The 13,931-nt window shown below is 46.6% G+C and carries 13 protein-coding genes; 4 read left to right on the forward strand and 9 right to left on the reverse strand.

All coding sequences use genetic code 11. The features are described 5' to 3' along the window. Nucleotides 1-40 precede the first annotated feature (40 nt). Nucleotides 41-1,486, reverse strand: a complete 1,446-nt coding sequence (locus Q0605_RS02085; RefSeq protein ID WP_298703770.1) for a TM2 domain-containing protein — start codon at nucleotides 1,484-1,486, stop codon at nucleotides 41-43. Nucleotides 1,487-1,575: 89 nt separating this feature from the next. Here Q0605_RS02085 and tpx point away from each other — a divergent pair, with 89 nt between their 5' ends. Continuing rightward, the gene (gene tpx / locus Q0605_RS02090) at nucleotides 1,576-2,100 is read left to right on the forward strand and encodes a thiol peroxidase (protein ID WP_297881845.1); all 525 of its coding nucleotides are present in this window, start codon (nucleotides 1,576-1,578) and stop codon (nucleotides 2,098-2,100) included. Nucleotides 2,101-2,375: 275 nt separating this feature from the next. Here the strand turns inward: tpx and Q0605_RS02095 are convergent, their stop codons facing one another. The 3 genes from Q0605_RS02095 to Q0605_RS02105 all read right to left on the reverse strand — a co-directional run bounded on the left by Q0605_RS02095 (nucleotide 2,376) and on the right by Q0605_RS02105 (nucleotide 6,521). Beyond that, complete coding sequence (locus tag Q0605_RS02095; protein ID WP_297881847.1) at nucleotides 2,376-3,092, reverse strand: hypothetical protein; 717 nt, start codon at nucleotides 3,090-3,092, stop codon at nucleotides 2,376-2,378. Between the two features lie 401 nt (nucleotides 3,093-3,493). Continuing rightward, entirely contained in the window at nucleotides 3,494-5,941 is a 2,448-nt protein-coding gene (locus Q0605_RS02100) for a molybdopterin-dependent oxidoreductase (RefSeq protein WP_298703772.1), read from the reverse strand. Between the two features lie 13 nt (nucleotides 5,942-5,954). Next, the gene (locus Q0605_RS02105; RefSeq protein ID WP_298703774.1) at nucleotides 5,955-6,521 is read right to left on the reverse strand and encodes a hypothetical protein; all 567 of its coding nucleotides are present in this window, start codon (nucleotides 6,519-6,521) and stop codon (nucleotides 5,955-5,957) included. Nucleotides 6,522-6,648: 127 nt separating this feature from the next. On the opposite strand from Q0605_RS02105, the gene Q0605_RS02110 reads away from it, so the two are divergent. Continuing rightward, nucleotides 6,649-7,230: a Crp/Fnr family transcriptional regulator gene (locus tag Q0605_RS02110; RefSeq protein ID WP_298703776.1), complete on the forward strand. Its 582-nt coding sequence runs from the start codon at nucleotides 6,649-6,651 to the stop codon at nucleotides 7,228-7,230. Nucleotides 7,231-7,375: 145 nt separating this feature from the next. Here Q0605_RS02110 and Q0605_RS02115 read toward each other — a convergent pair whose 3' ends face one another. Beyond that, the gene (locus Q0605_RS02115) at nucleotides 7,376-7,783 is read right to left on the reverse strand and encodes a DUF805 domain-containing protein (protein WP_298703778.1); all 408 of its coding nucleotides are present in this window, start codon (nucleotides 7,781-7,783) and stop codon (nucleotides 7,376-7,378) included. A gap of 297 nt (nucleotides 7,784-8,080) precedes the next feature. Next, on the reverse strand, nucleotides 8,081-9,109 hold the full coding sequence (locus Q0605_RS02120; protein WP_298703780.1) for a hypothetical protein: 1,029 nt from the start codon (nucleotides 9,107-9,109) through the stop codon (nucleotides 8,081-8,083). 97 nt (nucleotides 9,110-9,206) lie between these two features. Between Q0605_RS02120 and Q0605_RS02125 the strand changes: the two genes are divergently transcribed. Together Q0605_RS02125 and Q0605_RS02130 are read left to right on the forward strand one after the other, a co-directional pair. Further along, complete coding sequence (locus Q0605_RS02125; protein WP_291938864.1) at nucleotides 9,207-10,010, forward strand: transporter substrate-binding domain-containing protein; 804 nt, start codon at nucleotides 9,207-9,209, stop codon at nucleotides 10,008-10,010. Nucleotides 10,011-10,239: 229 nt separating this feature from the next. Then, complete coding sequence (locus tag Q0605_RS02130; protein ID WP_297987633.1) at nucleotides 10,240-11,052, forward strand: transporter substrate-binding domain-containing protein; 813 nt, start codon at nucleotides 10,240-10,242, stop codon at nucleotides 11,050-11,052. A 186-nt stretch (nucleotides 11,053-11,238) separates the two neighbouring features. Here the strand turns inward: Q0605_RS02130 and Q0605_RS02135 are convergent, their stop codons facing one another. The 3 genes from Q0605_RS02135 to typA form a co-directional block, all read right to left on the reverse strand. After that, the gene (locus Q0605_RS02135) at nucleotides 11,239-11,427 is read right to left on the reverse strand and encodes a hypothetical protein (protein ID WP_298703781.1); all 189 of its coding nucleotides are present in this window, start codon (nucleotides 11,425-11,427) and stop codon (nucleotides 11,239-11,241) included. Beyond that, nucleotides 11,420-12,007 (reverse strand): HAD-IB family hydrolase, encoded by a 588-nt coding sequence (locus Q0605_RS02140; RefSeq protein WP_177386920.1) that lies wholly within the window; start codon nucleotides 12,005-12,007, stop codon nucleotides 11,420-11,422. The genes Q0605_RS02135 and Q0605_RS02140 overlap by 8 nt, the downstream gene beginning before the upstream one ends. Before the next feature lie 112 nt (nucleotides 12,008-12,119). Then, complete coding sequence (typA, locus tag Q0605_RS02145; RefSeq protein WP_298703783.1) at nucleotides 12,120-13,922, reverse strand: translational GTPase TypA; 1,803 nt, start codon at nucleotides 13,920-13,922, stop codon at nucleotides 12,120-12,122. Nucleotides 13,923-13,931 lie beyond the last annotated feature (9 nt).

The following is a 13,931-nucleotide window of genomic DNA, read 5'->3' on the forward strand; positions in this document are numbered from 1 at the left end:
TTTAAAATAATATAGGATTATACTAATCGCCCTTAAATACCTAAAACTCCCGCCCGTTCATCTGCCTTATGTGATACGCCAGATGCACTAGGCCGTAGCCGCCTTTTGAAGCGGTAACCTCCCTAGTACCATAAACCGCCGAAACATTTAAAACTACCGAAGCTAACCACCCTATGGCAAATACTAAAGCGAAAAGCTGCGAGTCAAGCGCTATCAAGACTAGAGTTACTATCTCCGTAGCTGCAATAACATAAAACGCTCTTAGATAGTTTTTCTCTCCGCTGCAATCGTAAAGCTCTTTACTAACTAGCAGCTGATAGATCAGATATACCGCTGTGCATACGCAATAAATGCTTATCATAAAAACCGATGGTTTAAACAATTCAAATCCTACAAATATAGTGCTTACTGCGCTTATAGCCGAGGAAACCCCGACTAACACGGCGTTTGATAGCAGATCGGTGCTGCGTATTGCCCGCGCTAAAAAATATAGCCCCACAGCTAGGCATATCATCGATATAAGTCCGACGCCTTCCAACGCACCCACTTTATCTACATTCTTGATATATCTGCCTACCGCATTTAACGCCTCAAGCCCAAACGCTATGTAAAGGGTAGTTTTGGCAGTAGATAGATTTTCGCTCTGCTCTTTAGCGTCATCCGTATAAACATACAGGATTGCTCCCGCGCCTACGGATACATTTAGCTTTCGCACCATATCAGGCAACCTAAAAAAGTCGCTAATAAGCCAGATTAAAAATAAAACATTAGGCACCGAGAAAATAACCATAAAATGAAAAAAGCCCTGTTCTATATCCTTTAGGTCTGATGCTTGCACGCCTAAATCCGGACGAGATGAGTTTACAAGCGCCAACAGCTCGTTACCTTCTATACTCGTCCACATGACAGCAACCACTACTAAAAAAAGCCAGATGAGAAATGGCAGCCCGCCTAAAAGCTGAAAAATCGCAGAGATTATACGCCCAAGATAAAATCTATGCGCGCCGAAAGGTCCGAGAAACATATAAAATACGTAGGCTTTATTTAAATCATAAGCCTTAGCCGCTGAGATCTGCCTTGCTGAGCTTTGTGTAGAGCTAATTCTATCGGAATTTGAGGAAGCTGAATTTTGCCAAGTGGAATTCTGCTCTACAAAATTCTGCGAGTTCGTAGCATCTTCGGTAGAATTCAAACTTTTAGCGTTAGAATCTTGCTCGCTAGAGCCTGTCGCGGCAGAATCTCGTAAAATAGAATTTTCTTCATCCGAGCCTTGAGCTGCAAAAGCTAAATTTTGCTCTATAGAATTCTGGGCCGCGAAATTTTGCTCGCTAGTATCATCCGCCGCAAGAGCTTCTTGCGCTAAATCTAAATTCTCAGATTGCTCCTGTGGTTTCTCGTCCAGGGGCTTTTTCTCTTCGCCACTTTTACGTCTTATACTGGTTAGCGATGCAGGATTACTGCTGCCGCCCCAAATATCTTCGCCCATCTGCTCTCCTTGATTTTTAAAGCAATTTTACCTGAAATTTAAGGAATTTTTGTATATTCGCCGCTACAAATTCAAAACAAAGGACAAAAATGTCAAAAGTAACATTTCAAGGAAAGCCTGTAGAGCTAAGCGGGCAAGAGATAAATCTAGGCGATCGCGCGCCGCAAGTGCGCTTAGTAGCTCAAGATCTAAGCGAAATTGAGATCGCTAGCGGCAAGCACGTGCAAATCATCGTCGCTGTGCCATCGCTAGATACGCCCGTCTGCGCGACGGAGGCACGTAAGTTCAACGAGCGCGCCGCATCGCTTCCTAACACTGAAGTAATCGTCGTTTCGATGGATTTACCGTTTGCGATGGGGAGGTTTTGTACGACTGAGGGGATCAAAAATCTACGCGTTGCAAGCGATTTCCGCGATAAGGAATTTTGCCGCCGCTACGGCACTCTCATCGCCAGCGGCGCATTAGCAGGTCTCAGCGCCAGAGCAATCTTCGTCATAGATACCGCAGGCGTTGTGGTTTATAAAGAGCTCGTAAGCGACATAGCCTCTGAGCCCGACTACGACGCAGCGCTGGATTTTGCAGAGCTCGTCGCTCGCAACAGCTGCTCTAACTGAGCAAGATAATAGATCCAAGGTTTGGATAATTTTCGCCTTGCTTTAGTTCACTACTTTAAGCAAATTCGCCCTACTGCAAGTAAAAAACGAAGTAGGGCGCTTAAAATTCTACTTCAATTTTAAATTTTGATTTTACGCTTTGATTTGCGCTTCGGTGCACGCAAAGCTATTAACGCACTGCGATAGTAAGCAGATGAGAACAAAATTTATAGGATCGCCTGCTGCTAAATTTTAAATTTAGCCATAGCGGGAGTTGAAATTTTAAATTTGCCCGCTTAGCCACTCCGCGCGATAAACTCGCTAAAAGAGATCTCCTGTGCGTAAAATTTAACTCCGAGCGAGGCGAGTTTGTCTTGCAGCGGTAGTGCCAGCTCCTCTATGCCGCTAAATACGCAAAGCGGCAAATTTTGCGCCCTCTCTTTAGTCGCCGCAAAGCTCTCGTCATCAAAAATTTTCTTTAAAAACACGAGCGTTTTTACCTTGTCCGTGCCCAGATCCTCGATAAAAACGCTGAAATATTTATATCCCAGCTCCTCGCGCGCTTCATCTTTCATTGCGTAGTCGTCTGCTAGTTCGCGGTAAAATTCGTTGTTTAAATCCGCAAACGGCGCGATCGCTTCAAGCGAGCAAGGCGCCTCAAGTGCGGCAAGTGCGGTTAAAATTTCTTCAAATTTAACGATGTCGTCCGCGACTTTAATCGGCTCCCAAGAGCCGGCGCCGTGATAGGCAAAATACACGGGCGAGGCGTCCCCGAGGGCAAAATCGACGAAAAACGGATCGTCCATGCCGTTACGCGCGATGACCCGCCAGCTCTTGCGCCACTGGCCCGGTGCGTCGTCTGCTAGCTCCTCGCCAGTTTTGCGGCTAGCGAGCCTATATCCCTCCTGAAAGCTCTCAAACTCGCCCTCATCAGGATAGAAAAAAGGTAGCAAAACAGACTCTGAAACGATACGTTTGCGGATAAAATTTCGGATCAAACTTGAGATTTGCACGGCGCGGCCTTTGGGTTAAATTTGAGCGAATTCTAGCAGAGTTTTTAGTTCGCGCAAAATTTACGCCCAAATTCAACAAATTGCAAATTTAAGCGCGAAAAGACAAGCGGAAGTATCGCGAGATGATTTTGAGAGTTGTGCAGAAATTTTAAGTTAAGGCTAGACAAGTAGTCTGCCGCAGTCCAAAATTTTCAAACTCATTTAAAGACGCTCGCGAGACGATGCGCCGCCAAAAAGACAAGCGGAAGTATTTTACAGAAACATTTTGCTTTGCAAAAACGCTACGCTTGTTTTGAGATGATTTTTGTGGTTGCGACGTAAAATTTCGGCGTAGATAGAACGTATAGTTCATCGAGCCGAAATTTTACTAGCTCCGCAAAAAGCACTCACGAGACAACGCGCTACAAAGATTGTAAGATTTTAGGTTTACTAAACGCCTGTATCGGCTTAATCTCTCCCTTAAATTTCTCAATTTGAGCAAGCACGGTGTGAGCCGAGTTGCTTTGCGCAAGACTTGACGTGCCTTTATCGAACGTAAGCACGTTTACGCAGCCGTGCTGGCAGAGGCTCTTTTCGCCCCAAACCTCGGGATCGTACCACGCGCCCTCGCAAATCGCTGCGACGCGCTCAGGCACGATGTCGGTAACGAGCACGCCTGCCAAAATTTCGCCGCGATCGTTGAAAACGCGCACGATGTCGCCGTTCGCAAGCCCGCGAGCTTCGGCGTCTTTTGGATTCATTAACACCGGCTCTCTGCCGCTAACCTCGGCAAAATTCCTGATGATCGAGTTGTTTAGCTGGCTGTGCAGGCGGTAGCGAGAGTGCGGACTTACGACGTGGATCGGATACTTCGCCGTCTTTTTCGCATCGCCTAGCCACTCTTTTGGCTCGATCCAAGTAGGCATCGGCGGGCAGTCGGCATAGCCCATCTTAGCGATTACGGGTGAGTAAAGCTCGATCTTACCCGACGGCGTGCCGAGGCGGTTTTTGGCGGGATTTTCGCGGAATGCCGCAAGGCGCGTATATAGCGCGCTGCTCTCGTCGTCCTTTTCAAAGCGCACGAAGCCTTTGTCGTAAAATTCCTCAAAGCTAGGCATCGTTATATTTAGGCCTTTGGCTTGCTCTACGGCATCGGCGTAGAATTCTTTCATCCAGCCTAGCTCGTCCTTGCCCTCGCTAAAGACCTCGCCATATCCCCAGCGCTTGCAGATCTGCTCGCAGATCCAAAAGTCGCTCTTACTCTCGCCCATCGGCTCGATTGCAGGTCTGTAAGCGACTATATATTCGCCCGTAGCGCCCGTTTGGTTGATGTCGTTGCGCTCGACCTCGATCGCGACGGGAAGCACGATGTCGCTAAGCTTCGCCGTGCTCGTCCAGTAAGGCTCGGCGGTGATGACGGTATCAAATTTACGCCACTGCCTCACAATATTATTCACGTCTTGATGGCGCGTAAACATCGATCCACACGCCATATAAGCGACTCTCATATGCGGCAGCTTGATCTTAGTGCCGTCGTAGTCGATCTGCTTGCCCGGATGCTCCAGCGCCTCAATGCTGCGAGAAGACGGGATGGTAATGTTTTTCGCACTTTTCCAAGGCGCAGAGCCCGTGTTTTCGTATTTTTCATCTATACGAGTGCTAAGCCCCTTTAAAATCGGAGCCACTTTATTCGTAGCGCCCGCAGAGCCGTAGCCTAGGCTAAATTCAAAGCCGAGCCCCTCCTTGCCGATATGCCCTAGCATCGCATTAAGCGCCACTAGCGCCCAGAAAGGCTGCTCGCCGTGATCTGCGCGCTGCAAACCGCGACCGATCAGGATCGTGCTCGGCTCCTTTGCAAGCGCCGTAGCAAATTTCGCAATAGCCTCCTCGCTAAGCCCGCAAATTTTGCTCGCCCAAGCTGCGTCCTTTACGATTTTATCGCTCTCGCCTAGAAAATACGCTTTAAATTTATTAAATCCGACGGTGTATTTTTTGATAAATTCCTCGTCGTAAAGGTTGTTCGTAAACAGATAGTGGCACATGCCGATGATGAGCGCGGTGTCGGTATTCGGGCGCACGATGATATCTTCGCTGCCGAAGTAGCGCGCGGTGTCGTTTCTCATCACGTTTACGCTGTAGGTTTTGATGCCTGATTTTTTAAGCTCTTGCATGCCGATGTAGCCGTCATGCGTAGGCGGAATGGATGAAATTTGATTGGTTACTGCAGGATCAGTCGCCCAAAATACGACGTTTTTAGCGTTTTTGACGATCGCTTTCCACGTAGTAGGCGCGTCGTAAACGGCGCTTGAGCCCAGCACGTGAGGCATGATAACGAGCCCCGCGCCGGTCGAATAATCACCGCTTTCCTCTACGTAGCCGCCTAAAATTTTAAGCATTCGGTGCGCTACGGTGCGTCCCCAGCCGATCTTACCGCTGCCGCCCCACCAGTAGCACTCGCCGTAGATCGCCTCGGCGCCGTATTTGTCGAAATTTTCTTTCAAAGCCTTCGCCGCTAGATCAAGGGCCGTGTCCCAGCTAACGCGCACGAACTCCTCTTTGCCGCGTAGTTCGCTCTTTGCCGCGCCTTTTGCCTTCAGATAGCTTTTGCGTACCATCGGATAGAGCACGCGGTTTTCGTTTTGAATATTATCGGGCAAGCTATAATTCATCGTATTTGGAAATTTATCGCCTTCGAAATCGCTTACCGAAACGATCTGCGATGAGTTTAAATTTAGCCAAAAAGTGCCGAATCTATTCGCGCCGAATACCTTTTTGTTATCAAAAATCGTCTGCGTAACACCCTCGATCCTGCTAGCGCTTGCCGCGCTTGCGCCTAAAATCCCTGCCTTTAAAAAGTCTCGCCTTTTCATCTGATCTCCTTTATCATTCAGGTTTTTTTGCGTTGTGTTGTAGATATTTTACGATCAAATTTAAATCATCGCCCTCAAGCGCTACGTAGTTTGCGTTGATCATCTCTTGCAGATTCGCAGGCCATTGATTTGCCGTGAAGCTCTTTGGCTCATGCAAGCGGTGACACGCCGAGCAGATCTGCTCGTAGTTCGTCTTTGCCTCCGCATAAAGCGCCTTAGCGTCCTTAGCTACGGCATCCGAACTGATCTCGTAAATCCCCTCCGCCTCATACCAAATCTCGCCGTAATCGTCCTCGAGCTTTTTGCCCTTTTTAAAATTTGCTTCGGCTTCGTTCGTAAAAATCGCGTAAATTTCAGCCTCTTTCATATTTTTTTGGATTTGAAGCTGATAGTTTTCGCTCACGACGCCTTTAATTTTAATCTTGGTAACGCCGCCATCGCTGGATATCACCTCGATCGGCGTTAAAATTTGAACCTCGCCGATAGTTTTTCCCTCCTGCGAGATCGCCGTGGTTTTGGAGATCACCTCGCCGCCAAAAAGCGAACACGCACAGATAAATGAGATAAAAATTTTCCTCATAAAGTATCCTTTCTAGGTTGTCTTTAACGCGAATTATAAATCAAAGATAAATTTAAATTTGTCGCGATTGCGACGAATTTATCCTTTTTATGTAAAATTTACGTGAAATTTTATGCAAAGAGCTGCTATGATAGATAGACTAAATAACGATTACAGCGAGAAATTCGACTTTTTAAGCAGGGAGCAGATTGCTAAATTTAGGCGCGAAAGCTACGCTCGCGGCGACGTGATCTACGCGCAGAAGTTTAAATTTATCATTCTGCTGCGTGGCAGGGCGAAGCTAAACTGCTACGAAAACGGCAAGGAATTTATCTTTAGCTTCGTAAAAAGCGGCGCCTACGTCTGCTTGGATAAAAACACGAGCCTTGAAATTTTAAGCGACTGCGAGACGCTGCAGATCAATATCTCGGAGCTTTTCGAGCTACTCGGAGACGAGTTTGCAAGCTCGATCATAAACGCGCTTATCAAAAATATCTACTCACAACGGATTTTAATTAAAGAGATCGTCTTTGCGAAAATCCAGACGCGGATTTTAAATTTTCTAAATCGCATCGCAAACGCCGATAAGATCGTGGAGCTTCCCTTTAATATAATGACGCTGGCAAGCCTGCTCGGAGCGCCTCGCCAAAACGTCTCCTCGGCGATTACGAGGCTCGTAAACGACAAAAAAATAGTGAAATTAAAGGGCAATAGGATTAAAATTTTATAGTCTGAATCTGCGCAGGGGATCTAAATTTAGACGAAAAGGATTATTTTAAGCGAAACCGCCTCATAAGACAAAGGGCTAAAACCAAAATGGGATTAGCCCTAAATTTAGCTTATTTGCAAAGCTTATGTGTGCTACAAAGCTACGTTTAAAAAATCGAGCCTCTGCTTGCGGGTCGCAACGGATCGTCTCCAAAGCGGTTGCCTCCGTTAGTGCCTTGCTGGATAAAAAATACGATCAATACTATCGAGCCTATTATCGGGACAAAAATTAACAGATAAAACCAGCTGCTTCTATCGGTATCGTGCAGACGCCTTACCGCTACGGCAATAGAAGGTAAAAGTATTGCCAATAAAAAGATTGAGTTAATGAAACCGATCATTCTACCGGAACTCGTAACGGCATAGGTGCCTAAAAAGCCATCCAATACTAACGTTATAATTCCTAAAAGTGCCGCAAATAATGCAAACCACCAGTACTCTGAACGTGGTGCACGCCCCTCAAAGTTGCAATAATTCTCTTTGAGACAAGTGCGAACAGACTCTATAAAAGTCATCTCAAACTCCTTTTTAAAAATAAGATAAATTATATAACAATGGCACTTAAATTTATCCTTTATATTGATTAAATTTTAAAATTTACCTTCGCCGCCACGCTGTCTGGCAAATACATTAAAATTTATCTCGAATGAACTTAATAGCGAGCTGTTTGATAAGTGAAGTAGGGTAGGTTGGCGGAACAAATTTTGCTTTTTCGCTCGCGTTAAATGACAAAGTAGGGCGGCTGCGACTAGCACAATTATAATAGCGATTTTATCTGCTTTGCCATGCCATAGCCGTATGAATTTTAAAATTTAGCCCTTTTGACGGCTTAAAATTTTAGAAATTTTTGCGGCGTCGTAAGTTTTCGCCTGCGCTTTTAGAAACTCGCAAAGCTCTTTCTGCTTACAAAGACCGTGAGCGAGCAAAAACTCCGCCGTCATCTCGTCATCCAGCACCACAGCTACTTTGATAAGCGTTTCGATCTCCTTTTTATCGATGCTCGCAAAGCTTTGAAATTTTAAAATTTCGTCCAAATAGCATAATCTCCCATCGCGGAATTCTTTAAATTTGGCGCCCGCGGCAAACTCCCTCGCGGCAAGCGGCAGCGCCTCCTTATATCCGAGAATGGAAACGTTGTTGTCGCTTAGAAATATTAATTCGCTGCCCGCAACCGAGCCGACCACATCTTTCGTATCTCGCGCGCCGTTTGCAATCAAAAACTTAAATGCCTCGAAATTATCGTTTGCCGCGGCATCTCGCAGCAGCCCGCTAGCCTTGACGTCCGCGCCGTTTCGTACCAAAAGCTCTAAAAGCCGCATCGCATCGGCTTTATCAAAATGGTAAAGCTTCGCTATCTCACCGCTAAATTTTGAGCCGAAAAAGATCGCGAGCTTTAGCGGCGAGAAATAACCGCCGTCTCCGCCGTAATTGAGATTTGGTTTGAATTTAAGGATTTTTTCTATCCGCTCGAAGTCAAATTTTGAATTTCGCAGCACCTTTGGATTAAAAATGAAAGCGGTGAAAATTCTATCTTTAAACTCCCCGAAATCCTCGTCGATCCTGCCCCTGTTTTGCGCCGCGAAGGCTAAAAGTGCGTCCAAGCCCGCATCTATCTGCGCATCGCTAGCATTTTCATCGTAAAAAATTTCAAAATTTGGCTGCGATAAATTTGACTCTGCTTGCTGTGAAGCAGAAACTCTCGCGTCATCCTTAGCGGCGCCGAAAGCGCAACTCGCAAGCAAAAGCCACAAAAAGATAAAATTTTTCATATCGTCCTCGCTTAAATTTTGCCCGATTATATCAAATCTAAGGCTAAATTTAACGGCATCTTGAAATTTCATAAAAAGCAAACGGCAAATAAATTTAGCCCAAAAAAGCGCCTTTTGATTTTAATTTCGCTAGAATTAGCCGTAAATAACCTAAACAAAGGAGCGGCAAATGAAACTACTTTTTACTTTGATCTTGCTTTGTGCAGGGCTTTTTGCAAACACGCTGCAAGAGATTAGAAATAGCGGCGTCATCAGAGTCGGCGTCAGAGATGGCAGACCGCCTTTTAGCGAGATTAGCGGTGGTAAATTTGAAGGCTTTGAGATCGAGCTTGCCAATGCGATCGCAAAGGCGATTTTTGGCGCCAAACAAGGCGAAGTGCAGTTTGTCTCTCTAAGCGCCGCCGATCGCGTCTCGTATCTAGTCAATAATAAAGTCGATATAGTTGCAGCTACCTTCGTCATCGATTCGGCGCGCAAAAATCATGTAGACTTCTCGATGCCGTATTTTTCGACCAATCTCGGCGTACTAACTCGCAAAGCGGACGCCATCAAAGATATATCGCGTTTGCGCGATATGAGGCTCATAACCGAAGAGGGCACGACCGTAGACAATTACCTCAAAAAAGAGAAATTTAGCAACGTAAGCTACTGCAAAAACACAAGCGAATGCTACGCGATGATCCGAGACGGCAAAGCCGACGGATACGTCAATCTAAATATCACGGTGCTAGCCTACGCCGTCGTGGACGATACGCTCGAAGTGCCGTTTCAAAACTTCGGCAAGCCCGATTTCATCGGTATTGGCGTGCAAAAGGGCAACAAAGAGCTGCTTGATTTCATCAACGCAGAGCTTGTCAAGCTAAGCAAAGAGGGCTTTTTCAAAAAGGCTTATCAGGACACCTTTGAGCCTTTTTACCGCGGCACGGCGGATAAAAAATACTTCCTGCTAGATGGAATTTATGATTTGCTATAAAAGCGTAGAGCTAGGAATTAAAATATAAAATTTATCGAAGGTAGTTTGCATAACTAATAAATCTTGGGATTTAAAATTTTTCAAATTCATTAAATTTTAAATCCCCACTTCGCCCCTAAATTTCAAACTTGCATACGCGCGGTGATTGAATTTTAAACCGCTTGCATTTATTTTCTCTAAAATATATAGTGCTATAATTAGTTCAAAACTAAAAAGTAGGGGGCTTTTTATGAGATTACTTTTTATTTTAGCCTTATTTTGCGCTAGCATTTTTGCAAATACACTAGATGAAATCAGGCAGGCAGGTGTTATCAGAGTGGGCGTGCGCGAAGGTCGTCCGCCGCTAAGCGAGTCTAATAACGGCAAGTTTGAGGGCTTTGAAATCGAGCTTGCTAGCTCAATCGCCAAAGATATTTTCGGCGATAAAAAGGGCGAAGTGCAGTTCGTAGCCGTAACCGCAGGCGAGAGAATCCCGTTTTTGAAAAATAACAAGGTCGATATGGTTATCGGCACCTTTATGATTACGCAAGAGCGTAAGAAGCAGGTGGATTTCTCACTGCCGTATTTATCGGTAAATTTTGGCATTGTAACGCGTAAAGAGGATCAAGTGAAGGACTTCGCACAGGTTCGTGATATGAGAATTTCAATCGAAAAGAACCCAAACGGCTCGATGACCGAGCGATATCTGCGAAAAGAGAAATTTAGCAATTTAGTTTACTGCAAAAATACCTCCGAGTGCTATGCGATGATGAAGGACGGCAGAGCCGACGGCTACGCCAATGACAACATCATCGTCCTAGCCTACGCCGTAGTAGACGATACGCTCGAAGTGCCGTTTAAAAACCTAGGCGCGGCGGAATTCTTAGGCGTCGGCGTGCAAAAAGGCAATCAAAGCTTGCTTGATTTCATCAATGCCGATCTAATCAAACTAAGCAAAGAGGGCTTTTTTAAAAAGGCTTATGAGGACACTTTCGAGCCGTTTTACCGCGGCACTGCGGATAAAAAATACTTCCTGCTAGACGGAATTTATAATATGCTTTAGACCTTAGAATTCTAAGGCGCGGGGTTTTAAAATTTTAAAATTCCGCCGCGCGCGAGGCGAGTGGAATTTTACGATATGCAAATTTTGAAATTTTTGTAGCTGCAAAATTTCGTAAAATTCTAAAATTTAAAATTTTATCTCACGCCCGCTCGGTTTTAAAATATCTATTCCATTTAAAGCAAAATTCTACGCTACGAACAGAATTTTACCCGCACTGCGAATTTCAAAATCCGTACTGCAACAAAATCCCCCCAGATAAGCGCGATAAAATTTAAAAGGATAAAATTCTGCGTGAGCTAAATTCTGACTCACGGCAAAAGCGCAGTCGCCGCAGATGCTATCGTTTAAGCTTTGTGGTCGCAGAAATTTACTCAAACGCCTTGTAGTGCGCCTCGTCTGCGAATTCTAACATCTCGCGATCGCCCCTGCTGTCGCCGTAAGCGATGATGCGATCGAAAGCCTGCACGTCGTATGCTGCGCGCACGCGAGCGACCTTTTGCGCGCCGTAGCAGTTCTGCCCCTCGATCTCGCCCGTGATGATGCCGCCTTTGCGCCGTATTTTAGTGCCTAAGAGCTCCAAGCCCTGCGCTTCGCACCACGGGCGCAGCCAGTCTTCGAGGGAGGCGGTGACGATGACGACCCTATCGCCCGCGGCTTTGTAGCTTGCGATCTTGTCCATCGCGCTTTGTTTTAGGATATCTTCGATGTGGGTGGTGGAGTATTTTTTGCAAATTTTATCGAATTTATCGGCGCTCATGCCCGCAAAAAAGTAGCCCAGAAGCTTTCTGCGCGTAAAATTATTGCTCGCAAGACCTAGCTTATACGCCGCCAAAATCGGCGATAGCACCAAAATCCCGCGAAAAAATTTCTTAAATCCGACTACGTAGGCGACGAACTCGAGCAGCGAATCATCGCGCGTGATCGTGCCGTCAAAGTCGAATAAAACAAGATTCATTGCCTCTCCTAGCAAAATTTTAGCAGCGTAAATTTTAAAATTTGCCTATAAAAAAGGCGTGAAATTTAAAAGCTAAATTTCACGCCAAATTTTAAAATTTCATTTTGAAATTCTATTTTTTCGCCATTCGTCTGCGCGTCGTAGGATCAAGGTATCGCTTGCGCACGCGGATATTTACGGGCGTAACCTCCACGAGCTCGTCCTCCTCGATCCACTCCAGCGCGCGCTCTAAATTTAGCGCACGCGGCGGCACGAGCTTGATCGCGTCGTCGCTGCCGCTGGCGCGGACGTTGGTTAAATTTTTACCCTTGATCGGATTGACGTCCAGATCGTTCGGACGGCTGTGCTCGCCGATGATCATACCTAGATAGACCTTCGCCTGCGGAGCGATAAAAAGCACGCCGCGATCTTGCAGGTTCCACAGGCTGTATCCTAGCGCCACTCCGTTTTCCATACTCACGAGCGCGCCGTTTTGTCGCTTCTCGACCGCGCCGATAAATGGGCGAAATTCCAAAAAGCTATGGTTCATCACACCTTCGCCGCGAGTATCAGTCAAAAACTGCGAGCGAAAGCCGATAAGACCGCGCGCCGGGATCTCAAACTCCATACGCGTCTGCCCGTCGCCGGTAGGATTCATCACCTTCATCTCGGCCTTTTTGCGGCCGAGCTTTTCTATGACGGTGCCGGTGCAATCATCGGGTGCGTCGATAACTAAGTGCTCGAAAGGCTCACATTTGATGCCGTCGATCTCTTTGATGATAACTTCCGGGCGTCCGAGGCAAAACTCAAAGCCCTCGCGGCGCATATTCTCAGCCAAAATCGTGATCTGTAGCTCACCGCGACCGCTTACTTTAAATTTGCCCTCGCCCGCGTTTTCATAGCGCATCGCGATGTTAGTTTTCATCTCCGCTTCCAAGCGCTCGTCGATCTTGTTTGAGGTTACGAATTTTCCCTCCGTGCCCGCCAGCGGTCCGTCATTTACGCTGAAAATTACGCTAAGGGTCGGCTCTTCGATATGCAGCGCATCAAGCGGGATCGGATTATTGGGATCGACGATGCTGTCGCCTACGTCAAGCGCGTCAAAGCCCGCAATCGCCACGATGTCGCCCGTGCCCGCCGCGTCGATGTCGGTGCGCTCAAGCCCGCTAAAGCCGATGAGCTTTGAAATTCTACCGTTGATGTGCGTGCCGTCGGCTTTGGCTAACATAACACTTTGGTTTTTATTTATAGTGCCGTTGAAAATCCTAGCGATGCCAATCTTGCCTACGTAGTTATCGTAATCGAGCGTGAAAACCTGCAGCTGCAAAGGATTGTCATCGCTACCGCTAGGGGTCGGAACGTGAGAGATGATCGTCTCAAAAAGCGGCTTCATATCGGTGCTTTCGTCGTTTAGATCGTATTTTGCATAGCCGTTTTTAGCCGCGGCATAGATAACTGGAAACTCCAGCTGCTCGTCGTTTGCATCAAGCGCTACGAAAAGATCGAAAATTTCATTTACCACGCGGTCCGGATCGGCTGCGGGCTTATCGATTTTATTTACGACTACTATCGGCCTAAGCCCCAAAGATAGCGCCTTTTTTACGACAAATTTCGTCTGCGGCATGACGCCTTCTTGCGCGTCGACGAGCAAAAGCACGCCGTCTACCATCTTTAGCACGCGCTCGACCTCGCCGCCGAAATCGGCGTGGCCCGGAGTGTCAATGATGTTGATTTTAACGCCGCCGTAGTGGATGGCGGTGTTTTTGGATAGGATCGTAATACCGCGCTCGCGCTCGATATCGTTGCTGTCCATCACGCGCTCGCCGACTTCTTGGTGATTACCAAAGGTGCCGGATTGTTTTAAAAGCTCATCTACGATAGTGGTCTTGCCGTGATCGACGTGCGCGATAACCGCGATATTTCTGATATTTTCCAAAATTTTCTC

Origin of the sequence: uncultured Campylobacter sp., from assembly GCF_938017705.1 — a bacterium.
In the GTDB taxonomy this organism is placed as follows: domain Bacteria; phylum Campylobacterota; class Campylobacteria; order Campylobacterales; family Campylobacteraceae; genus Campylobacter_B.

Bases quoted from the DNA above. Each gene is read 5' to 3' on its own strand.
- Q0605_RS02130 (WP_297987633.1), top strand. From the start codon at position 10,240: ATGAGATTACTTTTTATTTTAGCCTTATTTTGCGCTAGCATTTTTGCA.
- Q0605_RS02085 (WP_298703770.1), bottom strand. From the start codon at position 1,486: ATGGGCGAAGATATTTGGGGCGGCAGCAGTAATCCTGCATCGCTAACC.
- tpx (WP_297881845.1), top strand. From the start codon at position 1,576: ATGTCAAAAGTAACATTTCAAGGAAAGCCTGTAGAGCTAAGCGGGCAA.
- Q0605_RS02110 (WP_298703776.1), top strand. From the start codon at position 6,649: ATGATAGATAGACTAAATAACGATTACAGCGAGAAATTCGACTTTTTA.
- Q0605_RS02140 (WP_177386920.1), bottom strand. From the start codon at position 12,007: ATGAATCTTGTTTTATTCGACTTTGACGGCACGATCACGCGCGATGAT.
- Q0605_RS02100 (WP_298703772.1), bottom strand. From the start codon at position 5,941: ATGAAAAGGCGAGACTTTTTAAAGGCAGGGATTTTAGGCGCAAGCGCG.
- Q0605_RS02125 (WP_291938864.1), top strand. From the start codon at position 9,207: ATGAAACTACTTTTTACTTTGATCTTGCTTTGTGCAGGGCTTTTTGCA.
- Q0605_RS02120 (WP_298703780.1), bottom strand. From the start codon at position 9,109: ATGAAATTTCAAGATGCCGTTAAATTTAGCCTTAGATTTGATATAATC.
- Q0605_RS02115 (WP_298703778.1), bottom strand. From the start codon at position 7,783: ATGACTTTTATAGAGTCTGTTCGCACTTGTCTCAAAGAGAATTATTGC.
- Q0605_RS02105 (WP_298703774.1), bottom strand. From the start codon at position 6,521: ATGAGGAAAATTTTTATCTCATTTATCTGTGCGTGTTCGCTTTTTGGC.